Below are 24,564 nucleotides of genomic sequence, written 5' to 3'. Positions count from 1 at the left end.
TATGTTGGCGATGCCCTACAAATAAAACAAAGCTTGGCGCATGACGGGGGGAAGGTGCTTTCCTAACCCACGGATGATTGGAGCATCGTCTTGTTCTTCTTTAGCAGCATGAGTCGATTTGGTAGCTTGCGACTGTAAATAGGCCTGCCATTCCTCGGCGCTCGGTTTGCTAAAGTGACGTATACGACCGATGACCTGACGCAGCTGGCGACCAAAACGGCCAGTATTGTAGGGTAAGTTGTATTTGCGGCATATCGCTTGTACTTGCGGTGATATGCGCGCGTAGTGATTGGCTGGCATATCAGGAAAGATATGATGCTCAATCTGATGTGATAAATTGCCCGTCAAAATATGGAATAACTTGCTACCTTGAATGTTGCTCGAGCCGAGAATTTGGCGTATATACCAGTCACCTTTACTTTCATTGGTATCAAGCTCAGTATAAATATGTGCTTGGTCTGTGAAATGCCCACAAAATATCACTGCCCATGTCCACAAATTGCGCGCCATGTTGGCAGTGATGTTACCGCTCAGGGTGGTTATCGCACTACGTCGACCTAACGCCAGCCCTGCTATCGTAGGGAATGCGATATGGTCTTTGCCGACCTGCCTTGCAATTTTGGCAAATAATCCACGAGACTTTGGTTGCATGATTTCTGTGAGCTGCGGCGAATCAGCATATTCATCAGCACTAATTTGAATATCATGAAAGGCGACTGCCCACTCAAACCCCAAGGCCAATACCATGGTACTGAACAGGTTATAGCGGTCACTAGGTGTCCAAGGTTGCTCGTCAGTCACGCGAATTAAGTGATAGCCGACATCATGGTCACGGCCAACAATATTGGTAAACGTGTGATGCAAATAATTGTGCGAATGCTGCCATAGTGGGGCAGGACAAACGATGTCCCAATCAAATTTTTGACTGTTGAGATACGGATGCTGCATCCAGTCATATTGCCCGTGCATGACGTTATGCCCAAGCTCCATATTATTCAAAATTTTACTGAAGCTCAGTAGAGAGGTGCCGAGTAGCCAAGTAGCGACTAGACTGCATTTTGATGGCATACGCCCAGCCACTGCAAGTAAACCACGAGAGATAATCTCGCTATAGACTACAGTGGCATGTACCCGTTGAATATAACGCGCATCATCGCTACCCAGTGAATCCATGACGCTTTGGTAGAGCGTGTTTAACTCATCGGCTAGCGCGTCACTTTGGTCTTTTGGTAATTGCGCACCCGTCAATGTTGGATAGAGATTTTGTTTCGATTGCATATTCGTATCTGTCGAAAATGCAGATACGGCAGACTGTGCAGTGAATATAGGCGGTAATAAACGCATAGAAACTCCTTAACTAAGGCTATTAATATCGAATGTCATAGGGTTGGTTTCATCAGATGTCTAGATTTTATTGGACAATCTGACTCATGGTTTTTAATCATCTTATATATCTAACACCACATCTGTCATGGCAATATTGATGCAGGTTTGAATCGATTCATAGCCATCGCTACTTATTTTTCCCGTCTCAATATTTTTGACCACGCCGCTGGCTTTGTTACACCGACACAGCTGACAGATACCTTGCCTACACCCATAACTGAGAGTTATACCTGCTTGCTCGGCACCGATGAGTAACGTGGTATTGGTATTAAATTGTCGCTGTCGACCGCGCAAATAGACCGTTTGCGTTGCTATATCATCTTTCTCGTTGTCTGTATTATGACTATTGCCATTGATAGCAAGCTCATGTGACAGACTGCCAAAACGCTCGAATATAAGATTGTCGTGCAACGAGCGTTTGTCTTTCAGTGAGTCCATATCTAATGATGTAATTGCTTGAACAGCATCATATAGTCCGGCTAATAATGCCTGCGATCCACAAACAAATATCTGCGTATCTACTAATGGCAAATTAAGTGCCAACAAGCTTTCCGCGCTTAGATGTCGCGTACTTGCCAAATAACTATCAGGGTCTTCTGTATTGATAAAGTGATAAGTAAAGTTTGGATAACTGTCTTTTAATTGCTGCCAATGCTCTAAAAAAGGTATCTTTGCCAGTGGCATGCGACTGTAATACAACAGCGTGACAGTATGGTTTTGCGCTAACGCTTGTGTGATAAGGCCTAGCATTGGGGTAATGCCGCTGCCGCCTGCTATAAACAATAGTGATGACGGCGTAGATGGTAAGCGGTTAGCACTTTGTGTATCAAGCTTTGCCTGTGCCAAGGTGAAGTCGCCACTGGGCAAACTACTATCGAATATGATGCCCAGTGGTGCTTGTTGTGTTAGATAGTTGGATACTAATCCTTGAGGTTTGATGGCAATGGTAATGATATTCGACTGCTTATTGTCATTGTCCTCAATGTCAGATTGCAAATATAAGGATTGGTTGGGCAAACCTACCAACGAGTAATGGCGTTGATGGTAAATGGCGTCAATAACGACCGTTAGATTTATATATTGACCAGCATGCCAACCGCCGTCTGAATCAATTGCTTGCCGTTTAAAAGCATGATTACCTTCGAACTGAACCGCAACCAAGTCATCATTGAGAACCTGCCGTGCAATCAACCGTAATTTAGGGCGGGTCAATGACCAAAACGGATGCAAACGTGACCCAATAAAGTCAACAAACGCACGTTGTATAATTTCAGGGCGATAGCCAGTGGCCATAAACTCATTACCTTGTTTGATGCTTTTTAGAGATGAATGTCACATGTTTTATTGTCAGGTCTAATTGTTCATATTTATTTAGAGGTATCATACTGAGTGTATCTCAAATTAAATGACGTTACCTTATTAAGGTAAGCTAATATTCTAAAGGCTATTCATTAAGTTTTCGAAAGGTTTGATGCTATTTTTTGTGGTCTTTATAAAGCAGTAATGAGTCAAAATGTTAAATAAGGCATTTTGATAATAGATTTCTTTGCTGCTTTTAGGTAGAAAGCATCATGCTAAATGCCGAAAGCCGCAAAACAACCGCTAAAACAATCTGTTGGCTTGCAGGGTATGCGCCACAATGCGATAATGGCTTATAATTTGTAACCCTGATTTTGAGGTGCGGCGCGCTTGGCATCATTGCCAAGTATGATTTGCTTGCCTCTTCTATGCAGTCTATCGGAGTGTTAATGGCTCAATATATCTACACGATGAACAACGTGTCAAAACTTGTTCCACCTAAGCGTGAAATTCTAAAAAATATTAACCTATCGTTTTTCCCAGGTGCCAAGATTGGTGTATTGGGTATCAATGGTTCGGGTAAATCGACCTTGCTACGTATCATGGCAGGCGTTGACACTGAGTTCAGTGGTGAAGCACGTGCACAAGCTGGTACCAAAGTCGGTTATTTGCCGCAGGAACCACAGCTTGATGACAGCAAAGATGTACGCGGTAACGTTGAAGACGGTATGCGTGAAGCATTAGATGCGCTGGCTCGTCTAGATGCTATCTATGCCGAATATGCTGAGCCTGATGCTGATTTTGATAAGCTTGCTGAAGAACAGGGTAAGATGGAAGACATCATCCAATCGTGGGATGCGCACAACTTAAACAATCAGCTAGAAAAAGCGGCCGATGCCCTACGTCTGCCACCATGGGATGCGGATGTTAGTAAGCTATCTGGCGGTGAAAAACGCCGTGTGGCACTATGCCGTCTATTATTGTCGCGCCCTGATATGCTATTACTTGACGAACCAACCAACCATTTGGACGCCGAGTCTGTTGCATGGTTAGAGCAGTTCTTGCAGAACTACAGCGGTACCATCGTTGCTATTACCCATGATAGATATTTCTTGGATAATGTCGCTCAGTGGATTCTAGAGCTTGACCGTGGCCATGGCTATCCGTATGAAGGTAACTATACCGAGTGGCTAGAGCAAAAAAACACGCGTCTAGAGCAGCAGAACAAGCAAGAAGAATCGTTTGCTAAAGCGCTGAAAAAAGAGCTTGAGTGGATTCGTAAAAACCAAAAAGGCCAACAGGCCAAGTCTAAATCTCGTGTACAGCGTTTTGAAGAGTTGAACTCAACAGAGTTCCAACAGCGTAATGAGACGGCTGAGATTTATATTCCACCTGGTCCACGTTTGGGTAACAAGGTTATTGAGATTAATGACATCTCGAAATCATTTGGCGATCGTCTGCTGTATGAAAACCTAAGCTTTAACGTGCCAGCTGGTGCTATCGTTGGTATCATTGGTCCAAATGGTGCGGGTAAAACCACGCTATTTAACATGATTACTGAACGCGATACGCCAGATACTGGAACTGTTGATTTGGGTGAAAGTGTTAAAGTTGCTTATGTTGGTCAGGTACGTGATCACTTAGATGATGATAAAACGGTTTGGGAAGAAGTATCTGACGGCCTTGATATTATCACTGTTGGTGAATACACCACGCCAAGTCGTGCATATATCGGCCGCTTTAACTTTAAAGGCTCAGACCAGCAAAAGCGTGTCGGTCAGCTATCAGGTGGTGAGCGTAACCGCTTACAACTGGCGAAGACGCTAAAGCAAGGTGCGAACGTACTATTACTCGATGAACCATCAAACGATTTGGATATCGAAACCTTACGTGCACTAGAGGATGCGATTCAAGTATTCCCAGGTACAGTAATGGTTGTATCGCATGATCGCTGGTTCCTTGATCGTATCGCTACCCATATCTTAGCATTCGAAGAAGAAGGTCCAGTTTGGTTCGACGGTAACTACTCTGAGTTTGAAACCTATCGCAAAAAGACCATGGGTGATGATGCCAGTCCTAAACGTGCGAAGTATAAGAAAATCACGAACTAGTATGAATGCTTAGTGTTTTGAAATCAAAAAAAGACCTCTAATTGTTAGAGGTCTTTTTTTGTACTTAATCTACTGAGTATAGCTAGGAGTCAATTAGCGTTTACGCCCAAATTTACGCTGCTTTTTATTACTAATCTCAGTAATGGCATGGTTAATTTCATTTTCATCTAAAGTAGCGACTTGCTGCAGGATTTGCATCATGTCAGGTGTTAGGACGTACTTAGCATGATGGGCAATGTCATTGATACGGTGATCAAATGTCAGTACGCCAGTCTCTTCATCCTTTTGTAGATAATCAAGACGCGTCAAAGCACCAATGAAACTGCTGAATAAAGCACGGTCAAAGAAGTCAGGAATATCGTCTGCATATAGCACAGATAAGCGCTGACCAAGTAGATGACACAAGTCAACGACTTCATTTTCGGTCAAATTGCCTGAGCCTTGTTGGGCAAGCAAAGCGAGTGTCATAAAGTAACGCTCAAGACTCTGTCCAACTGGAGTCGCCAGTACTTGTAGCTGCTGATAGGACTTGCTATTTGACTCAGGAACGCTAAGTATGCCGTCACCCAACTCTACGATTAGCCCATGAGAGAGTAGGCTATCGACCTTTTTATTGAGTGTATCTGCTAAGCCGTGTGCTGGATAATATAAGAATAGCTCACTTTGTAAGAACGGATACAGCTGCTCTGCAATACTATCTAGACGACTGCGTTTGATACGGCCATTGCGTGCAACTAGCGCTGACAAAAATGATAATAGAATGAAGACATGCAAGATGTTATTACGGAAATAACTGAGTAAGGCAGCCTGCTTACCAACAACCTGAATGATATCGCCTAGGATATGCGGTGTGCGCTCGATCAGCTTGAGCTTAATACCATAATCAATGATTTGCTGCGGGGTCATGTCGGTGATGACGGTATCATCTGAGTAAGCAAGTTGCTTAGCCAAACCTTGATAAAGCTCGATTTGCTCTCGGCAGCTGTTTTCATCTAGTGCCGCTTTGGGTGCTGACAATAAGACAAGTGATAACAGTGATACAGGTGTGACCACGGCAGCTTTATTAATATGCTGCATGATTTTAACGCCAATATTATCGACCATCGCACTGGCTTTTTCATCGAGCGGAGTATCGGTACGGTCGGAAGGTAAGCTGTCAGCAGACACATCAAACTTTGTCATAAACTCAGTGAGATGTAGTGGCGTACCAAAGCTTAAGTGTACGTTACCGAAGATACGCTCAATTTTGCGACCTACCTTGAGCAGACCAAGCAAAGATTCAGATTCTTTTGGCTTGCCTTTCAGCTCACCAACATACGTGCCACCTTCCATAATACGTTCGTAGCCGATGTAAGTAGGAATGAACACGACAGGCTTATTGGTTTTGCGCAATTGACTGTGTACTGTCATTGCAAGCATACCCATCTTAGGTGGCAATAGGCGACCTGAGCGTGAGCGACCACCTTCGATAAAGTATTCGATAGGGGTATTGCGCGTGATTAATGTGTGCATGTATTCGCGTAATACAGAGGTGTATAGGGCATTACCACGGAAACTACGACGGATAAAGAATGCCACGGCACCGCGTAGCATAGGGCCTAATACTGGCACATCAAGGTTATCACCCGCAGCGACATACGGAATACTTAAACCACGTTTGTAAATAACATAGGACAGTAATAGGTAGTCAACGTGGCTACGATGGCATGGCACATAGATGATTTCGTAGTCAGTCGCTATCTCTCGTACTCGTTCAAAATGGTGTACTTCTACGCCATCATACAACTGCGTCCACAACCACGTTAAGAAGCGGTCGAATACTCGAATGATAGGATAAGAGTAATCATTTACCATCTCGTTGGCATAGCCTTTTGCTAGGCTTCGTGCCTCACGGGTAGTCGTACCTTTTTCTGCAGCTTCTGCTTCTATCGCATGCTTGATAGCGGGCGAGTACACCAGTTTGTCTACCAAATTGCGTCTGTCTGACAAATCAGGGCCGAGCATGCTGGCACGTTGTTTGTCTAAATAAATCGAAAGCTGTTGCTGCAACATACGCACCAGTTCGCGATTGCTATCGGCAGTCGCTACCAACGCGTAACTTGGCGCATCGTCAGTATCTTCCTTTATAGAGGCTTCTTTGACAGAGCTATCTTGTATGTCAGTGGCTAGCGACTCAAAAATAGAAGGCCCTTCTACATCGCCTTTGAGACTATTATCGATAAGGGTGCGCAAATCTTGTGGTGGATGAAACTGTACAAAGGTATCACGTCCCATGACCCCGATATTAAATAACTGCTTGGTAATGCTTGGGTCTTCCCAGTTGTCAGTAGTTAGCAGCTTAAATAGCGAATCTTCTTTTTCTGGCGCACGTCCCCATAGGATAGAGACAGGGACCAAACGCACTTTTAGCTCTGGATATTGCAGTACAGCCGATACCAAGCGTGACAAGCGCGGTGATAACTGACTGTCTTTGGCACCTGGATGATTTAAAAAGATAATAGCCGCATTTTCTTTAATATTGTGATCGGCATCGTGTACCCCGACCAATGCTGGCGGTAAATTGTGCTCTTGCGTCTGCAAATCGATCAAAATACTGTTGGAGCGGGAATAGTCTTGTAGAACATAAAATCTTAATGTCTGATCGTCAGCATCAAAATCAGGCAACTCACCTAACAGTTTAGGTTTGACGGCAACGTCGAGCATGTGACCCGATAGCTTGCGATATAGCTGATTGATCGGAGCACCCGAATAGGACTTGGCGGCGATTGGATTGACGTCAGTATTAGAGCCGCTGTCAGTAGTGACGGGCGCTTTAAAAATCCGTTTTTTTAGAAACTTATTCTTTAAGAAACTGGGTATCATAATGGATATCAAAAGTAGTTAAATATATTGCGCTTATGATGCCATAAAAGCCATCAAAGCGATATATAGTGTCTGTATATACTACTAATATTCGTACAGGCTGTTTACTATCTTGTGAGCTAGCTGCATATGAAATACGCTTAATTTTTTGAAAAATAAGGTCTTTAGCATAATAATATTGTGGTATAAGATACGATAAATACTATTTCTCCTACTCAATAACTTCACTCAATGATATGAAAGTATTATGACTCCAGCAATCAATCTTGCCAAAAAACGTGGCCTTGACTACCAATTGCATGAATATACTCATGACAGTAATGCGGCCTCTTTTGGCTTAGAAGCTGCCGAAAAACTCGGTGTAGACGTAGCACAAGTTTTCAAAACTTTGGTAGTAGCGACCGAAGTGGGTACGCTCGCTGTTGCTATTTTGCCAGTAGACAAGACTTTAAACTTTAAAAAAATGGCCAAAGCTTTATCCTCTAATAAAATACTGCCCTGCAAAAAAGTACAAATGGCAGATCCAAAGCAAGTAGAGCGTAGTACAGGTTATGTGCTGGGCGGTGTCAGCCCACTAGGACAAAAGAAACGCTTAGCGACAATCATAGATATCTCGGCTGAAGCGCATACAACGATGTATGTGAGTGGTGGTCGCCGTGGTTTAGAAATTGAGCTGCCACCTCTGCAATTGGCTGCGACTTTGACGGCACTGTTTAGTAACATTACTGATGATTAAAAAACATTGTCGCTGATATCAAATAAGTTTATCCTTTTGAATGTTCAACAGATCCCAACCCTTTAAGTCCTACCTTCACTTATATTTTATAAGGATATATTCATGCCACATTTAACCCTGCAAGTGACCCCTAATGTCAGTGTTCCTCACGAAGAATCATTGCTTAAGTCTTTGAATAAAGCGCTATGGGAAACCGGACATTTTGGTAAACCAACGGATATCAAAGCCCGCATCGTACCTCTTGAGACTTTTTTGGTAGGTGTTGAGGATGATGAGCAAGCAAATGGCATGGTTTATGCGAATCTAAAGATGATGGCTGGTCGTGATATTGCGACTCGAAATCAACTTGCTGAGCTATTGATGACAACGATAGAAGAGCAGCTAAGCGCAGAGCAGTCAGGGCGAGCAGCACTGCAAGTATGTGTGGAAGTGGAAGAGCTTAGTGCGGTATATCACAAAAAAATGCTAGGTAGCTAGAAATTGGCTATCGGTTAATTATTTTTAGTTTGAGAGCACTGATTTTCATCAACCACAAAAAAGCGCCTATATTTAGGCGCTTTTTTGTGAATGATCTATTAACTTTGTAATCTTAGTCTTAATTTTAATCTAGGAAAGCAAAGCTTTCGATTGGCATTGCCATCATGCTTTCGCTTGGTGCAACCATACCTTCAGCATGACCTGAAGTACGTGGTAACAGCTTATCAAAGTAGAATTCTGCTGTTTGAATTTTGGCTTTATAGAACTCTGGGGCTTCTACGCCGCCGTTTTTGAGTTTGTCATAAGCCACTGCTGCCATACGTGCCCAGTGGTAACCCATCATTACATAGCCTGAGTACATTAAGAAATCGTCTGATGCTGCAGAGATGATTTCGCGGTCTTTACGTGCCATTAGCATCAAGCGTACGGTCAAAGTATTCCACTCAGCACATAGCTTGGTGAGTGCCCAAACAAATTTGCGCATATCTTTGTCTAGTGCATATTCACCACACCATTTCATGATGCTTGAAGTATAGTCGCGAATAATTTTACCTTTTGACTGCAAAATCACTTTACGGCCTAATAAATCTAACGCCTGAATACCGGTTGTGCCTTCATACATGGTGGCAATACGGGCATCACGAGCAATCAGCTCCATACCCCATTCTTTAATATAGCCGTGACCACCGTAAATTTGCTGACCATGTTTGGCCGCTTCAATACCAAGCTCGGTCAAAAAGCCTTTTAGAATTGGCGTGTAGAAGCCAAGTTTGTCATCCCATTTCTCAAACTCTTCGTCATCACCATTAATGATGCCTTGCGCCATTTTGTCTGCATAGCGTGCTGAATGATAAATCATTGAGCGGCCGCCTTCGGCAAAGGCTTTTTGAGTCAATAGCATGCGGCGTACATCGGCATGATTGATGATGGCATCAGCCACCTTTTCAGGTTCTTTAGTACCTGATAGCGCACGCATAGAACGACGATCGATTGCATAAGGTAGGGCGTTTTGGAATGACAGTTCAGTATGTGCTAGACCTTGGATACCAGTACCGATACGTGCCGTGTTCATAAAGGTGAACATAGCTTTTAGGCCTTTGTTCGGCTCACCAATCAAGTAACCGACCGCATCATCAAAGTTTAGGACACACGTTGCTGATGAGTTGATACCCATTTTGTGTTCAATAGAACCACAAGTGACACCATTACGCTCGCCAATCTCGCCTTCTGCATTTGGCAAGAATTTTGGCACGATAAATAGTGAGATACCGCGAGTACCTTCTGGTGCATTTGGTAGACGTGCTAGTACAATATGCACGATGTTTTCTGTTAAATCATGCTCACCGCTTGAGATAAAGATTTTGGTGCCGCCAAGCTTGTAAGTGCCGTCTTCTTGGGGAATGGCTTTAGATTTAACCTGACCCAAATCGGTACCGCATTGCGGCTCAGTCAAGCACATGGTGCCCGCCCAAGAACCTTCGATTAGTTTATGCAAGTAGGTCTCTTTTTGCTCATCAGTACCGTACTGCAATATGGTATTGATACAACCTGTTGATAGACCAGGGTACATTGCCCATGGCCAGTTAGCCGTACCAATCATTTCAGCTTTAATTAGGTTTAACGAGGTTGGTAAGTTCATACCACCGTATTCTTCAGGGTAAGAAATACCTTGCCAACCGCCTTCTACAAACTGGTCATAGGCATCTTTAAAACCTTTAGGCGTAGTCACCACACCATTGTCAAAATGACAACCTTCTGCATCAGCCGGTTGATAAAGAGGAGCAAGTACGTTTTCGGCAAAGTCAGCCATGCCTTGCAAAATCATGTCGATTGTTTCAGGGTCAGCATTTTCGCCATTGTCCAAATCTTTATAATGCGTTTGAAAGTCAAAAACATCATTTATCAAAAACTTGATATCACGTAAAGGCGCTTTGTAAGTTAACATAGTTGCTCTCTTTAATTTGTTGATGTCGATTTATAGGTGAGATATGCGTTAAATATAAGTGTGTTTAGAAATGGGTTGGTTAAGGCGGTTTCTTCGATGCTTTTATTAGCCGATATGTTCTATTTGATAACGTGCAGTGGTGTATAATTTTTCTTATTATAAATCTTTCTTGGCAACAAATACATATTGTATAAATAATATTCATGAGTATTCTGTTAATTAATAAAAATTATTTATAATTAATAGTTTTTTGCTATGAATTAATCGTCATGTATCTGCTGAAAACTTAGATTCCTTATACTTCTAGGTAAGCTTAGCTTTTTATAAAAGTCATTCATAGAATATCATCACATACTTATTAACCGCCATTGTGTTAATAACGTTACGTTATTTCGTAAGGACAGGGTTTCATGGTTGTATCCAAACCAATGTTGTCGCTCAAGCGACGGGTTGCTACCCTCAAAACTTTTATTATAAATCTGATCAGTAATGAGCTTACGCATTTAACAGCAGTCAACAGAAGCTTTCGACCGTGGCATATTCCATTATTTTCTGCGCTAACTATTAGCTTTCCTGTCTTTGTGGGTGCTTATTTTGAGGTGCTATCGGCAGGCATTATCAGCTCGTTAGGGGCGATGGTTGTTTTGAACTTGCCCCTAGTTGGTAAGCTGCCATATCGCTTGGTCACTGTGATGGCTTGGGGATTCAGTATGTCGCTATGCTTTGCACTTGGAGTGATAACGCAGCAGATTCCTATTTTAAGATTGCCTATATTTACTTTGATGGCATTTGGTATCATTATTTTCGGCCGCTATTATCAACAGCCGCCACCGGGAGGGCTGTTTATTATGATGGCAGGTGCAGTAGCATTATTTATGCCTATTCCGCTTGCTCAACTGCCACATACCGTTGGCCTTATCATGCTTGGTAGTGCATTTGCAGTGCTGATGTCATTGCCATACTCTTTGTTTTTATTGCTGACACGTGAGTGTAAACTTGCGCCTATCTACACCTATCAGGCTGATACTATTAGTGAAAGTGTGATTGTGGCAGGGTTTGTGAGTTTGTCACTAATCGTTGCAATGACCTTAAATATATCTAATCCTTATTGGGCGGCAGTTAGCTGTTTTATTATCATTCAAGGGATACATCTGCGTACAATATGGATTAAGCAGGTACATCGTTTGCTTGGGACATTGGTGGGTGCAGGGCTGGCCAGTTGGATGCTGTCTTGGAGCCTCCCGATATGGGGAGTCGCTATTGCAGTATTGGTTATGATTTTATGTATTGAATCCTTGGTTGACCGTCATTATGGTTTAGCCGTGATATTTATCACACCACTGACCATATTTATTGCAGAATATGGTAGCGGCTTACCGCATACGTATCAACAAGTAACCTACGTACGTCTGGTTGATACCGCCATTGGCTGTATGGTGGCTCTGGCTGGCGGCGTGGTGATGCATTCTACCAATTTACGTGTGCCATTACGGCGTATGGAAAACTGGCTACTGGCACGTTTTGGATAAGAGCTAGATAATAACTGGATAAGAAAAAGGCGTATAAATTCAATTTATACGCCTTTTTTATTGGTAGATCCTGTGTCTCTTATCTTAACGACCACTTAAGTTATTTGTGGCTTGCATCACATCAACGGTATGACCCGTCCAACGCTCAAAGCTTAAGGCCGCTTGTCCAATCAACATGCCGTAACCTTCGGATATCTGTGCGTCACGTGCCGCAAAATGCTGTAAAAATGGCAGCGTGCGACCGTACATCATGTCGTAAGCGTAGTGGCAGTTTAAGTCATTATCTAGTGGCAAGGTATCGCCTGACAGACCGATAGAAGTGGCATTAATAATGATATCAAATTGTCCGGTCAATTCACTGGTCGCACAGGTCTCAATACTGTGTTTACCGATAGTCTCACTCGCGGTACTTAGCTCATCTACTAAATTGGTCGCCTTGCTCAGTGTACGATTAGCAATGGTTAGCGCCCCGATACCCGATTGAATCAATGGCAATACCACGCCTCGCGCCGCACCGCCTGCACCAATGAGTGCCACACGCGCCCCTTGTAATGGCCAGCCTAAGCTCGTGATATGATTGACCAGACCTTGACCATCAGTATTGTCACCATAGAGTGCATCAGCGATTGGCGTACCACTCTCTAATAGTGCTGTATTCAGCAGTAGCGTATTGACTGCGCCTGCGACTTTGGCATGCTCAGATAGACCACCACGCGCCACACAGCAGTTATAAGCGATCTGCTTAAAGGGAACCGTCACGTTTGCACCGACGCCGCCACCATGAAAAAACGCTTCGACCACTGCGGTAAAACTGGCAGCATCGTCAGGGCAGTACTGGCGCTGGTAGCTAATATTGATGGCTGCTTGCCCTGCAAATAGCGCATGGATTTCAGGGGATTTACTGTGGGCAATAGGATTGCCAATAACGATAAAATGCTGAGTCATATATGGTCCACGAGCTATAAAAGGCAAAAAAGCATGAATAAAAAAATCGTTGAAGCGCTATTATCATAAGGGATAACGCGATGTTTGACAAACCAATGCTTTCGTGAATAAATGCTTGAATAGATAGCATTTTTTTATGCGTTAGGTATTTAACAAATATGTACTCTCTAGGAGTGTTATCCGTAACGTAAAGGGTGGTCAAGTATCAAGCAGTTGGGTAAACTATATGACACGCCCTATATAGTCATTCCATTATAAAAGTATGACAGCGTTGACCTCGCTTGAAGTATCACAGTTACATCTACACTCGTTTGCCTTGTACTACTTTTAAATTGAATTGACTATAGTGGTTATTACATTATAAAAATTGACTTTGAAAACGTGAAGTCATAAAAAACATTATTCATTAGCAGCGGCATATTTGCTTGCGCGCTAATATTCTTTTGAGATCAATCTGAAAGTGTGAGTAAATTGCCCATGTGGAATAATAGCCTACAGACCTTTTTGGCCAGTACGATAATGGCAGTTGGTGTGTCGTTGAGTGGCTGTAATAGCAATACAGATAATGACCAAAGCGTCGATGCAGGAGCCAGTGAGCAGGCAGTCACTGATACGACTTCAGCAGACGATAGCGCTGCAACGAATACTGAGGTAGAAGCTGGAAAGGCCCAGCAAGGCACACAAGTAAAGTATGACGTCTCGGCATGGGGCAACGAAAGCGTAAACTCAATCAACGTCGGTGACTTGGAAGGTATCCAGTCGACTTTCGGTAAAGTTTTGAGCACTGATGAAAACAGCTTGGACTATGCCAGTAATCCGGCGGCTAAGTATCGTTTTATGGATACGGAAGCGCCTTATTTAGACATCATTGATTCTGAAAAGTATCTTGAGCTTGGTTGGTATTTTGCGAATCCTACCGACTCTGATGAAGAAAAAGAGCTGAGTCAAAATCATGCCAAAAAGGCCTATCAGCTCGCACGCAAGTTGATGGGTGATGAGGGCGGTAATCTCGTAGCTGATATGCTCAATGTACAAATCATCAAAAACAAAACCATTGGTGGTCAGAAAGTAGAACTGGCAAAATGTGAGTTCTATAGTTGTATGTTGGTCATCAATAAAGCAGATGCTCAAACAGACAATAGCTAAATAGGGCAAGTGTCGATGCCACATTCAATAGCCAATGTCATACCACCAAGTGGCTGGATATGTCTAGATTCATCAGGCAATACGATAGAGCCATCAAAGGCCACCATATCGTTAGACAATCGTGGACTGGCCTATGGTGATGGCTTCTTTACCACTATGGGTGTCATCGATGGTCAGATATTGTGGCTAGATTATCATCATCAGCGCCTTGTCTCTCATAGTAAGGCATTGCATATTGAGCTAGACAGCCATTCACTACTGGCTACATTACAAACGTATGCCAAGCAATTACAGCAAGGCATGCTCAAGCTGATTGTCACGCGCAGCACTCAAGATATCCGTGGTTATGGCTATATGCCAAGCGCGTCTGGGAGTGCCTGTGACATTTGGCTGAAGTCTTCTGCGATGACTGTTGCGACCGCTGAGCCACTATGTCTACCTGATGGTCGCTCAATTCCTATTCAGCCTAGTAGTGCTGCTATTTGCTTATCTTCGCAGCTTTCGTGCTTACCACTGCCGCTTGCGGGACTCAAAAGCCTCAATCGTCTTGATAACGTGCTGGCGAGTGGTGAACTACAAGGTATCAAAGCTCAAATATCAAAATCCAATACGGAACAGAGCATCGGCGAGGGTCTGTTACGTGATATGAGTGGGCAGTGGGTTGAAGGTACGATGAGCAACGTGTTTTATCAATTGTCAGAATCACCATACGCAGCATCAGAAAAACTATCTACGCTTCCACCTCATCGAGGTAATGCAAATTATCTGATCACTGGTCAATGGTACACGCCCTCTATGACCCAATCGGGTGTCGCTGGCGTTATGCGGCAAGTGATTATCGATGCTTTATCAAGTACGGAATATCCAATCGTGATAAGGCCGCTACAAGATGAAGATTTACCGCAATTAACGCAGGTTTTCTTTTGCAATGCATTACGTGGCATCATGCCAATGAGCCGTTTGACGTTGCTGTCAGGTATGGTTGTGGGGTTTGAATAACTGTCACATATCAGCCAAATAAAACAATCTACTCTCTCCCAAAAATATTAAATTTAGTATCGATAAAATCATCGGGATATAAAACGATGTCTTCGTTTCGATATATTTCTCGCGCTTTTAGTAGGGCAGTTTCACTATTTTCTGCAACCACTTCTACAAGAGCACTCATCGTCTCGACAATCTCTATTTGAAATTTTTGTGCTGCTTTCTCATCTTTTTTCATCGTATTCACTTTCATTTCTCACAAATAACTTCAGTCATCAATGCCAACTAGATTAGCAAAAGTACTCAAAAGAAGTGATCGTCTTTTGTTACGTGGACTTGTGTCTTAAAGCAAATCGATCAATGATCCTATTTTTTAAAAAGGATAAAATCGCATGCGCTCAGTCTATGAAGAAACTAGAATTCCACTACAAATTCGTCGCTTGATGGTTTTTGATGAAATTTGCAAACTGGCTAAAAGTAAGCCTGATGAAATTGTGCATTTATCACCTTATACCCAATTATCATTTGGTGTGATGTATTTACTAGACTTTAAAAGATTTGTCGCCTTCGGTGGTATGTTCGAGTATGCGTACACGCGAGAGGAGGTTATTGAGCAGCGTATTTCTGTCATTCCTAATGATGAGCTAGTGATGTGTTCACTGACAGTCAACTTAAAAGCTTTTAACAAGCCTGCTCGCAATGCAGTTGGGCTTTTATTGCAGTGGAATGATTATGTGAAAAATAGAATGCATGCTTACGTTGATTATCGTGAAGAGCATTTTTTCAAAATTAATGACGAGATTGATTGGAATTACCCAGCGCATAAGTTTCATCAGCGCCTTGTTGCCACTGCAAGATTACCGCTATGGGATGATAGAGATGAGCTAATTGCCGATGTATACCGTGATAGAAAAGGAAAGCCGAGACCTGAGCGCTACAATGAGAAGCGATTAGTATAACTTTCGATAGTGGCCACGGCTCACAAACTCAATAATGCCTTTATCTCGTAATACTTGTAATTGTTGGCGAATTTTATCTAAAATATGGTTGTTTTCGGGGTGTTTAAGTTTTAATTCGTCAGCAAAAGCATAAACTTGCTTTAGCGAAAAGTGAGTATCGAGTCTATCGATACACTGCCAGATATCGAGTGTCCAACCACGAGAAGCGGTAGACTGTTTTCGTAAAAACAAGGTTTTTTGAAATTGTTGGCTGACATCTTCGCGTGGTATGACTTGCTGATTTTTGACCAAAAATACTTTGCCTGATTCTGGTACTTGGCGCAAGTCAATGTTGCATCCGACCCAACCTGCACGTTTAGCAGTCGCTGATAACGGCTTACGTTTGATAATAATATTTGGCTTAAAGAAATGCTTAGGAATAACTAAAAAGTTATTGACGGTATATTCTTTTGAATACGTCAGGAAGAAAAAATTGGGATTATCCTCACTGTTGATGCGTTCAATCATCGTCTTATAAGCACCATCATTGATGATATGACTTAATTTAGATTTTTTACTTTTTAGCTCATATTGCTCACTACAATGTGCACAATAAAAATCAGCCACAGGTTTGCCGTTCGTAAATTCTGATAATGGTTGAGCATTACAGTTAGGGCAGTAGCTATTGGTTGCGACCCAGTTCTCACTTAATACTCGAATTATTTGACTAGGTGATTTATAGTTTTTGGCAAGACTTTGATTAAAATGTAGGTTCATAAGATATTTTCATTATTGATAGATAAGCTGAGAATACTGAAAAAAGCGCCTGAGTATCAAGCCATATAAATGAGCATCAATAGCAAGATAATTCATAAGCTAAGCAAATACCATTGAAAATCGCACGGTTCAGTGCTAAATTCTAGCAAACATCTGCCTCGCGAGTTGCCATGAGCACACCTACACCTGAAACGCCTCCTGAACGTCCTAATAATGAGCCATCTAATAAAAAAGATAGCAGCGTTGAGGAGAGTGTCGATACCACACTACCAGACTCGCAGCCGGTAGTGGATAAGGTGGAGGATAAGCCCGCGACCAATGTCTCACTGATCAGCGGAGAGAGTAAACCGCGTCAATATAGAGTGGATAATCAATCGTTCTTTATGCAGCGTGGTTATCAGGTATTGCTCGTACTTGGACTGATTGCTGCGTTTTTCTTGGTGATGGTCTATCAGACATTGTTTGGACGTATCGAACAGCCAGCGAAGAAGGTCACGATTGAGCAGGGTCAGACTTACTATGGTCTATTGCCGCAGTGGCAACAGCAGATTCCGCTGTTTTCTGCCAGCGTGGCCAAGCTCTATATCAAGTCGCAAGTCGATGCGCCATTGCATTCGGGCATTTACCAGTTACCAGAAAATCCCACGATTGCTGAAGCGTTGCAAGTGCTAGCACAAGGTGCAAAAGCAGCGATGGTAAAAGTACAAATCATCGAGGGTAAAACCTCTAAAGATCTATATCAGACACTACGTGATAATGATGGTATCAAAAAGGAAGTACTGATTGCTGATAGCGACAATGCCAGTATCGCCAAAGCGTTGGAATTAGATGGCATCTTGCCAGCATCGGTCATCAACGACAGTGATCCTATCGTCAATCACAATCTCGAAGGGTGGTTTGCCCCTGATACTTATTATTATGGTGAGGATACCACTGATAAGCAGGTACTGACGGATTTGTACAAGCGTCAGCAGCAAGCATTGACCAAAGCGTGGGAAGGTCGTGCGCCCAACTTGCCTTATAGCACGCCTTATGAGGCGTTAGTGATGGCGTCTATTATCGAAAAAGAAACCAGTGTGGCAGAAGAGCGTCCGTTGGTGTCGGCGGTATTTAGAAACCGTCTGAATCAAGGCATGCGCATGCAAACCGATCCGACCATTATCTATGGTATGGGCAGTCGCTATGATGGCAATATCCGTCGCAAAGACATCAACGAAAAAACGTCTTATAATACGTATCAAATCGATGGCTTACCACCAACGCCAATCGCACTACCATCAGCTGCTTCTATCGAAGCGACTCTGCATCCTGCAGACAGCGAAGCATTATATTTTGTAGCGACTGGTACCGGTGGGCACAAATTCACCAATAGTTTGGCTGCACACAATCAAGCGGTAAAAGACTATCTAAAAGTCATGCGCGAAAAGAAAGCACAAGCAGCATCACAGTAATTTGGTATATATAAAAGCAGCACCTTCATTTCTTTTTAAAAACCTATCATTTACTGAGCGTTATGTAATTATCTACATAATGCTCATCAATGACACAAGGTCATATCATGTCAGCACCTATGCAAGACCAGTTATCTCAAACAACATCCCCCAAAGAAACCCATGACACCATGCCTAATCAAGGACATTTTATCAGTTTTGAAGGCACCGAAGGCGTGGGGAAAACCACCGCTATTGAACAGTTATGCTTACGATTAGATGACAGTGGTATCCCGTATCTGCGCACCCGTGAGCCAGGTGGCAGTCCATTTGCAGAGCGTTTACGAGACATGCTATTAGATCCTACGACTGATATTAATGATGATACCGAGCTATTGCTACTATTTGCCGCGCGCTGTGATCATCTGCAGCAAGTGATTCTACCCGCGCTACAAGGTGGCACATGGGTGATATGTGACCGTTTTACTGATTCAACCATTGCGTATCAAGGCTTTGGTCGTGCGCATGGCGATGAGGCAGTACGAGCCAAGATTGATGCGCTCATCGAGCAGTTTGTGCTGCAGTTACCTGAGCTAACATTATGGTTAGATTTACCTGTATTAGAAGGTATGGCACGCGCTAATAAGCGTAGTGCTGCAGATCGTTTTGAGCAACAAGCGACCGAGTTTTTTACGTGGGTACATACAGGTTTCGGTGCACTTGCCACCCAGTATCCTGAGCGCATACAGCGTATTGATGCATCAGGCAATGCCGATGAAGTGGGTGCGCGTATATGGTCAACGGTACAAGATAAGTTTGATATTAAATAGCTGTTTTCATAGTGAAATTCTGATCTGCTAGATTTTTATTATTTATTATAGTAGATATTTTTGTCAAAATCGTCACCATAAAAAGCCCCAACATTACGTTGGGGCTTTTGTGTTTCTTGAACCATTAATATGTAGGTAAATAGCCACTCAAAAAGTGATCATCATTATTTATTTACTGGCTATTTTCTAGCTATTTACTCTTATTTCTCTTTATTATTTACTTCGTTATCTACCTTGCTTTCTAAGCTCGTTGGCTTGGTATCATTAGCAATTTCGATGTCAGCACTTTTGGCATTGTCTTGACCAGAGTCAGGTAAGCGATTTGGATCAAGCGCGCCTTTTTTGGTCTTAGGTGCATTACCATTACCGTTAGCATTGCTATTGCTAGATGCTTTAGTTTTGGAGACAGCGGTTGAGTTCGCTGACATTACCCCTTTATTAGCAGACTCATCTTTTGGTTCGACAGTTTTGTCAGTAGTCGTTGCTGGCGACGTTGGAGAGTCTTTAGACTCAGTATCGTTGCTTGAACGACTTGATGAGTCACTAGTGGTGTTTTGCTCAGTGCTTTTCTGCTCAGCGCCTTTTTCTTTGTCGCTATCCGTTGCTTGCTCAGCTGCATCAGCACTTTCATCGCTCGGCTCTTTCTCTTTACGCTTTTCCGGTGCTTTTGAGCTAGATTCAAAGTTGGCATCTGCCGCCATACGTGCTTGCTCTTGCTTCGGTGTTACATCTACTGGCTTTGGCTGCACTTCATCCTCTACCACTAGTGAGATAAGCTTACGATCGCGTGGTACGATGCCATCGAACTTATCAGTAATGACGTGCAACTTGCCCTCTTTGTCTATGGTATAGAGCGGGACAAATTGCTTGTTATCCGCTTTATATTGTTCAAAGCTGTAGCTATCAGTGATGTTGGTAATTTTGATACGTGCTTTTTTCGACAGCATGCTGGCAAGCTTGGTATACGTCGCATCTTTGCCAAATAGCCACTGTGACTGAAAGCTTGACTGCTTGTCTTCACGTTCGCTTTTGACTTTTTCATCACTGAACTTGAGACGATACAATTTGCGCTCACCGAATTCATGACGATAATGAATCTCGGATAACGTGTTCATTTCTTTATCCATACTCATGGCAAATAGACGACCAATACCGATAAGGTCAAGGTTATGATCCGCATGGTCAGAGATAGGATTACCAAAATAAGTACGCAAACCACTCATGCGTGCACGGGCAATATTGGTATAGTTATTATGCGCAACGATGACATCGAAGCCTTGATCTTTTAAAGACGTGGCTATCAGTAGTGCGATGGGGTTTGAACCGACGATAAGAATACCGTTGGTCTCAGGCTCACGGACGCCAAGCAAGTTGCCGACCACTTTTGAGCCTAAGCCCTGAATCATAACCGTACCAATGATGACCATAAATACTAATGGTACGAGCAGCTCAACGCCTTGAATATCATACTCTTGCAAACGAATGGCAAACAGCGAAGAGATAGCTGCCGCGACGATACCACGCGGCCCAATCCAACTGATCATCAGCTTTTCGTTGGTCTTGAGGTTTGAGCCGATAGCTGATGCCCAAACAGACAATGGGCGCGCCACGAACATCACGATAGCAAGTAGCACCAATCCTGCAAAGCCCACACTCATTAAGCTTGCTAGTTCTACACGTGCAGCGAGAATAATAAAAAGCACAGAAATCAGTAGAATAGTTAAAGACTCGTTGAACTCTAGAATGGTCTCACGTGGGAATTTTGGCCAGTTTGCTAATGCCACACCCAATACTGTAACGGTCAATAGACCAGACTCATGCTCTAAATGGTTAGATATTGAGAATAGAACCAAGACAAAGGCAAGGGTAAAGACATTGCGTAAAAACTCAGGAATCATATGGCGGCGCATGAGGAACGCGAGCAGCCAAGCGCCCGCCATACCCATTGCAGTCGCCAATACAACGATTTTAGCAAACAGTAATATACTGCTGGCTTCGCCGCCAGAGATAATATATTCATAGACCAATACAACCGCAATGGCGCCGATTGGATCGATGATGATACCTTCCCATTTTAGGATGTTAGATATCGTCTTGTTCGGGCGCACACTACGCAGTAACGGCATAATGACCGTTGGGCCAGTCACGCAAACTAGCGCACCGAATAGCAAGGCAATTAGTGGATCGACATCAAATAATAGATACGTTGATAACGCGACGATAGCAATGGTAATAAGTACGCCGACTGATACCAGCATTTGCACAACAGTACCGTGTTGCTTAATCTCATCGAACTCTAAGGTCAGCGAGCCTTCAAAGAGAATAATCGCCACGCCCAAAGAGATGAAGGGGAACATCAGCTCCCCCAATACTAAGTCGGGATCGAAAATACCCAGTACAGGACCGACGATAATACCAATCAGTAATAAAAATAAAATGGACGGTTGCTTTAAGTACCAAGCCAACCATTGGGCGGCGATGCCAATCCCAACCACGCCAGATAATAATAGGGCGGTATCCATAAATTGATCCTTTTATAATCTTGTCATATTTTATATCTATCAATCGCGCTTTAGCACCTATCTATAGAGGCACGTTTTACAAAAGCTGAGCGACGAAAATGGCCAAGTGACAATAATGACAACGATGATAATAATGACAGTCATCATGAATCATAACGTGAGCCAGATATGATATATATACTATAAAGTAATAAAGACAAACGCATTCTTAGACAAATAATGCCCATCCCAAGAAATATAATTAGCAGTGTCAACCTTGCTTGTGCTACTGGCTTGGCCTACGAGCGGTAGTAATTGCACCTGTTTTACTGCTATTCAAATTTTTAGAAGTGGTATAAGCGTCTCTAGACATGCAAAAGATGAAAAATAAGGGTGATGATAGCCAATTCTATAAATATATAGTCCGTAATAATAATGGCTATTAACCTACGTTTTTTATAAAGTTATTAGGCTTGCCATCATAACATGATTTTATTTCATACCTACTAAGGCTGAGCTTACCACGACACAGTTTATCCACTATGACACTGCCACATCGTCAACTATATAAAGGTATTGCTTGTACTCGACTGTCTTGTATCGATATTATAGTGGGTTGATTGTAGTATTGAGCAACCACAACAGGATATAGAACCATTATGAAATAACCAATCCTTGGGTTATCCTGAATTACTGAAATGATAGCAAACTAACGTGATGGCTTATCATAAAGTAGCGGCATTTATCATGCATGTAGTTTGTATCGTGAATCCACTCTATGAAAGAGTTGCAGCAACGGTTGCCATGCAAAGGCAATAAAATATAGATATAGCATGCAGACAAGCTAAAAAATATTAAGATGGCTTAAGCTAAAGTCACATTTTTTACCTGTCTTATAATGGCTCTAGAAAATAACCAGAACCAATTTATTAACATTGACAATAATAACAATCATGATCACTCATATGGAGGATGGTATGCGTACAGATATGTCTACAGCACAATCTAAATTGAATATGCAGCATTGGTTACAGCGTAGTGCGTTGGCGCTTGCTGTTAGTACATCTATGGTCGTTGGTATGACCGCCACGACTATGACCAGTGCTCAAGCGGCGGTCAGCACGGCAGACTTCTCTGACTTGGTACAACAAGTGACCCCAGCAGTCGCCCGTGTGAACGTCACAAAAACGATTAGTGAAGCTGAGCTTGCCAAGGCACAGACAGCTGAGCTGCTACGTCAGTTTTTTGGCGATCGTCTAAGTATTCCTGAACAGGCTACCATGCCCGCGATTGAGCATGCTTATGGCACAGCTTTTTTTGTCAGCTCTGATGGCTACATGCTGACCAACCATCACGTGGTGGAAGGCGCAGATAAAATCACGGTCACGCTGAATGATAGAACGGAGCTAGATGCGGTCTTAATCGGTAGTGATGAGCGCTCAGATGTGGCAGTGTTGAAAGTCGTGGGTAATAAATTCCCACCTCTCCCTATCGGTGACTCGAATGCGCTGAGAGTAGGGGAGCCTGTACTAGCGATTGGTTCACCATTTGGTTTTGATTACTCGGCATCCGCGGGTATTGTCAGTGCCAAGTCGCGCAGTTTTTCGCGTGAGACCAGTGTGCCATTTATTCAAACAGATGTGGCATTGAACCCCGGTAATTCAGGTGGTCCATTATTCAACCAGCGCGGTGAAGTTATTGGTATTAACTCGCGTATCTTTAGTGGTACCGGTGGTTATATGGGGCTGTCGTTCTCGATTCCGATTGATGCGGCAATGGATATCTATCAGCAGCTAAAAACAGATGGCGAAGTAGTGCGTGCTTATTTAGGTATTTATCCACAAGATATCGATCGTAATCTAGCTGAGGCTTATAAGCTGGCTCGCCCTCAAGGTGCATTATTGACACGTGTGTCACCAGACTCACCAGCACAAAAAGCTGGTTTAAAACCTGGTGATATTATTTTGCAATATAACAACGTGCAGATTATGCAAGCCTCAGATTTATTGAATCTGCTCAATCGCGCTAAGCCAAGTGATGCATTCCGTGCGCAGATTCAGCGTAATGGTAAGCAGATGATAGTCAGTGGCCAGCTTGCGTATGCACCTGATGATGTTAGAGCACAAGGCGGTGATCAACAGAATGACGATGTACAGTTGGGCTTACGTCTACGTAATTTGACTGTTGATGAGCAAGCTGAAATCGCCGTGGATCATAAAACAGGCATTTTGGTGACGACAGTTGACCCCACTGGGCTTGCTGCACGTTCGGGTATATTAGCAGGGGATGTCATTACCAATTTTCATCAAAAACCGATTAAGGAAGTGACTGACTTTTCAGATGCTATTTCATCGCTGCCTGAAAAAGGCGTGGTGACTATGGAAGTTATCCGTCAAGGTATCCCTGCGATTATAGGGTTACGGATTGAGTAATCAGTAAGGTAGCGATAATCAATTCCTTATGGAAGAAAGGTCACGTTAACTTTGCTTGTAGTCGCTTAGGTACATCTGTACTAGGTTGTCTTGACCTTCTTTTAAATTGAATAATTGATACGAGAGATACCATTAAAAACCGTATGAGTAAACAAATTGTGACAGTGAGCGTCGATAATTGTACTTGTCTATCGTAGAGGCTGACCTCTATAATGGCTGATTTTTTATCCCATGAT

At 43.0% G+C, this 24,564-nt stretch carries 18 protein-coding genes; 10 read left to right on the top strand and 8 right to left on the bottom strand.

The window, feature by feature from the left end; genetic code table 11:
* Positions 1 to 15 precede the first annotated feature (15 nt).
* Both AAEY75_RS04545 and AAEY75_RS04540 read right to left on the bottom strand, forming a co-directional pair.
* Entirely contained in the window at positions 16 to 1,344 is a 1,329-nt protein-coding gene (locus AAEY75_RS04545; RefSeq protein WP_352258704.1) for a fatty acid desaturase family protein, read from the bottom strand.
* A 102-nt stretch (positions 1,345 to 1,446) separates the two neighbouring features.
* The gene (locus tag AAEY75_RS04540; protein WP_352258702.1) at positions 1,447 to 2,679 is read right to left on the bottom strand and encodes a flavin reductase family protein; all 1,233 of its coding nucleotides are present in this window, start codon (positions 2,677 to 2,679) and stop codon (positions 1,447 to 1,449) included.
* 455 nt (positions 2,680 to 3,134) lie between these two features.
* On the opposite strand from AAEY75_RS04540, the gene ettA reads away from it, so the two are divergent.
* Complete coding sequence (gene ettA / locus AAEY75_RS04535) at positions 3,135 to 4,796, top strand: energy-dependent translational throttle protein EttA (RefSeq protein ID WP_352258700.1); 1,662 nt, start codon at positions 3,135 to 3,137, stop codon at positions 4,794 to 4,796.
* Between the two features lie 93 nt (positions 4,797 to 4,889).
* Here ettA and plsB read toward each other — a convergent pair whose 3' ends face one another.
* Positions 4,890 to 7,658, bottom strand: a complete 2,769-nt coding sequence (plsB, locus tag AAEY75_RS04530) for a glycerol-3-phosphate 1-O-acyltransferase PlsB (RefSeq protein WP_352258698.1) — start codon at positions 7,656 to 7,658, stop codon at positions 4,890 to 4,892.
* Between the two features lie 247 nt (positions 7,659 to 7,905).
* On the opposite strand from plsB, the gene ybaK reads away from it, so the two are divergent.
* Positions 7,906 to 8,394: a Cys-tRNA(Pro) deacylase gene (gene ybaK, locus AAEY75_RS04525; protein ID WP_352258696.1), complete on the top strand. Its 489-nt coding sequence runs from the start codon at positions 7,906 to 7,908 to the stop codon at positions 8,392 to 8,394.
* 102 nt (positions 8,395 to 8,496) lie between these two features.
* Positions 8,497 to 8,871 carry a 5-carboxymethyl-2-hydroxymuconate Delta-isomerase gene (locus AAEY75_RS04520; protein WP_352258694.1) on the top strand — a complete coding sequence of 125 codons (375 nt, stop codon included), beginning with the start codon at positions 8,497 to 8,499 and terminating at the stop codon, positions 8,869 to 8,871.
* 124 nt (positions 8,872 to 8,995) lie between these two features.
* On the opposite strand, the gene AAEY75_RS04515 is transcribed toward AAEY75_RS04520, so the two are convergent.
* On the bottom strand, positions 8,996 to 10,816 hold the full coding sequence (locus AAEY75_RS04515; RefSeq protein ID WP_352258692.1) for an acyl-CoA dehydrogenase C-terminal domain-containing protein: 1,821 nt from the start codon (positions 10,814 to 10,816) through the stop codon (positions 8,996 to 8,998).
* A 410-nt stretch (positions 10,817 to 11,226) separates the two neighbouring features.
* Between AAEY75_RS04515 and AAEY75_RS04510 the strand changes: the two genes are divergently transcribed.
* Complete coding sequence (locus AAEY75_RS04510) at positions 11,227 to 12,345, top strand: FUSC family protein (RefSeq protein ID WP_352258690.1); 1,119 nt, start codon at positions 11,227 to 11,229, stop codon at positions 12,343 to 12,345.
* An 84-nt stretch (positions 12,346 to 12,429) separates the two neighbouring features.
* On the opposite strand, the gene aroE is transcribed toward AAEY75_RS04510, so the two are convergent.
* On the bottom strand, positions 12,430 to 13,290 hold the full coding sequence (aroE, locus tag AAEY75_RS04505) for a shikimate dehydrogenase (protein WP_352258688.1): 861 nt from the start codon (positions 13,288 to 13,290) through the stop codon (positions 12,430 to 12,432).
* Positions 13,291 to 13,767: 477 nt separating this feature from the next.
* Between aroE and AAEY75_RS04500 the strand changes: the two genes are divergently transcribed.
* Together AAEY75_RS04500 and AAEY75_RS04495 are read left to right on the top strand one after the other, a co-directional pair.
* Positions 13,768 to 14,436 (top strand): hypothetical protein, encoded by a 669-nt coding sequence (locus AAEY75_RS04500; RefSeq protein WP_352258686.1) that lies wholly within the window; start codon positions 13,768 to 13,770, stop codon positions 14,434 to 14,436.
* Between the two features lie 15 nt (positions 14,437 to 14,451).
* Positions 14,452 to 15,435 carry an aminotransferase class IV gene (locus tag AAEY75_RS04495; RefSeq protein ID WP_352258684.1) on the top strand — a complete coding sequence of 328 codons (984 nt, stop codon included), beginning with the start codon at positions 14,452 to 14,454 and terminating at the stop codon, positions 15,433 to 15,435.
* Positions 15,436 to 15,463: 28 nt separating this feature from the next.
* On the opposite strand, the gene AAEY75_RS04490 is transcribed toward AAEY75_RS04495, so the two are convergent.
* Positions 15,464 to 15,658 carry a DpnD/PcfM family protein gene (locus AAEY75_RS04490; RefSeq protein WP_201549575.1) on the bottom strand — a complete coding sequence of 65 codons (195 nt, stop codon included), beginning with the start codon at positions 15,656 to 15,658 and terminating at the stop codon, positions 15,464 to 15,466.
* A gap of 154 nt (positions 15,659 to 15,812) precedes the next feature.
* On the opposite strand from AAEY75_RS04490, the gene AAEY75_RS04485 reads away from it, so the two are divergent.
* Complete coding sequence (locus AAEY75_RS04485; protein ID WP_110921983.1) at positions 15,813 to 16,379, top strand: hypothetical protein; 567 nt, start codon at positions 15,813 to 15,815, stop codon at positions 16,377 to 16,379.
* Here the strand turns inward: AAEY75_RS04485 and AAEY75_RS04480 are convergent.
* Complete coding sequence (locus AAEY75_RS04480; RefSeq protein ID WP_352258681.1) at positions 16,371 to 17,135, bottom strand: DpnI domain-containing protein; 765 nt, start codon at positions 17,133 to 17,135, stop codon at positions 16,371 to 16,373. The genes AAEY75_RS04485 and AAEY75_RS04480 overlap by 9 nt on opposite strands.
* Before the next feature lie 170 nt (positions 17,136 to 17,305).
* Between AAEY75_RS04480 and mltG the strand changes: the two genes are divergently transcribed.
* Together mltG and tmk are read left to right on the top strand one after the other, a co-directional pair.
* A complete protein-coding gene (gene mltG / locus AAEY75_RS04475; protein ID WP_352258679.1) occupies positions 17,306 to 18,586 on the top strand; it encodes an endolytic transglycosylase MltG in 1,281 nt (426 codons plus the stop codon).
* 107 nt (positions 18,587 to 18,693) lie between these two features.
* Positions 18,694 to 19,395 (top strand): dTMP kinase, encoded by a 702-nt coding sequence (tmk, locus tag AAEY75_RS04470; RefSeq protein ID WP_352258677.1) that lies wholly within the window; start codon positions 18,694 to 18,696, stop codon positions 19,393 to 19,395.
* A gap of 200 nt (positions 19,396 to 19,595) precedes the next feature.
* Here the strand turns inward: tmk and AAEY75_RS04465 are convergent, their stop codons facing one another.
* A complete protein-coding gene (locus tag AAEY75_RS04465) occupies positions 19,596 to 21,917 on the bottom strand; it encodes a cation:proton antiporter (RefSeq protein WP_352258675.1) in 2,322 nt (773 codons plus the stop codon).
* Positions 21,918 to 22,912: 995 nt separating this feature from the next.
* On the opposite strand from AAEY75_RS04465, the gene AAEY75_RS04460 reads away from it, so the two are divergent.
* The gene (locus AAEY75_RS04460) at positions 22,913 to 24,328 is read left to right on the top strand and encodes a Do family serine endopeptidase (protein WP_406947819.1); all 1,416 of its coding nucleotides are present in this window, start codon (positions 22,913 to 22,915) and stop codon (positions 24,326 to 24,328) included.
* The last annotated feature ends 236 nt before the right edge of the window (positions 24,329 to 24,564 follow it).

It is taken from the genome of Psychrobacter sp. TB55-MNA-CIBAN-0194 (assembly GCF_040309505.1).
Taxonomy (GTDB): Bacteria; Pseudomonadota; Gammaproteobacteria; order Pseudomonadales; family Moraxellaceae; genus Psychrobacter; species Psychrobacter fozii.
Note: the sequence above shows the minus strand (reverse complement) of the source record. Positions and strands in the feature narration are given on the sequence as shown.

Coding starts and splice junctions, on each gene's coding strand:
- AAEY75_RS04545 (WP_352258704.1), bottom strand. CDS start 1,344: ATGCGTTTATTACCGCCTATATTCACTGCACAGTCTGCCGTATCTGCA.
- AAEY75_RS04540 (WP_352258702.1), bottom strand. CDS start 2,679: ATGGCCACTGGCTATCGCCCTGAAATTATACAACGTGCGTTTGTTGAC.
- ettA (WP_352258700.1), top strand. CDS start 3,135: ATGGCTCAATATATCTACACGATGAACAACGTGTCAAAACTTGTTCCA.
- plsB (WP_352258698.1), bottom strand. CDS start 7,658: ATGATACCCAGTTTCTTAAAGAATAAGTTTCTAAAAAAACGGATTTTT.
- ybaK (WP_352258696.1), top strand. CDS start 7,906: ATGACTCCAGCAATCAATCTTGCCAAAAAACGTGGCCTTGACTACCAA.
- AAEY75_RS04520 (WP_352258694.1), top strand. CDS start 8,497: ATGCCACATTTAACCCTGCAAGTGACCCCTAATGTCAGTGTTCCTCAC.
- AAEY75_RS04515 (WP_352258692.1), bottom strand. CDS start 10,816: ATGTTAACTTACAAAGCGCCTTTACGTGATATCAAGTTTTTGATAAAT.
- AAEY75_RS04510 (WP_352258690.1), top strand. CDS start 11,227: ATGGTTGTATCCAAACCAATGTTGTCGCTCAAGCGACGGGTTGCTACC.
- aroE (WP_352258688.1), bottom strand. CDS start 13,290: ATGACTCAGCATTTTATCGTTATTGGCAATCCTATTGCCCACAGTAAA.
- AAEY75_RS04500 (WP_352258686.1), top strand. CDS start 13,768: ATGTGGAATAATAGCCTACAGACCTTTTTGGCCAGTACGATAATGGCA.
- AAEY75_RS04495 (WP_352258684.1), top strand. CDS start 14,452: ATGCCACATTCAATAGCCAATGTCATACCACCAAGTGGCTGGATATGT.
- AAEY75_RS04490 (WP_201549575.1), bottom strand. CDS start 15,658: ATGAAAAAAGATGAGAAAGCAGCACAAAAATTTCAAATAGAGATTGTC.
- AAEY75_RS04485 (WP_110921983.1), top strand. CDS start 15,813: ATGCGCTCAGTCTATGAAGAAACTAGAATTCCACTACAAATTCGTCGC.
- AAEY75_RS04480 (WP_352258681.1), bottom strand. CDS start 17,135: ATGAACCTACATTTTAATCAAAGTCTTGCCAAAAACTATAAATCACCT.
- mltG (WP_352258679.1), top strand. CDS start 17,306: ATGAGCACACCTACACCTGAAACGCCTCCTGAACGTCCTAATAATGAG.
- tmk (WP_352258677.1), top strand. CDS start 18,694: ATGTCAGCACCTATGCAAGACCAGTTATCTCAAACAACATCCCCCAAA.
- AAEY75_RS04465 (WP_352258675.1), bottom strand. CDS start 21,917: ATGGATACCGCCCTATTATTATCTGGCGTGGTTGGGATTGGCATCGCC.
- AAEY75_RS04460 (WP_406947819.1), top strand. CDS start 22,913: ATGCAGCATTGGTTACAGCGTAGTGCGTTGGCGCTTGCTGTTAGTACA.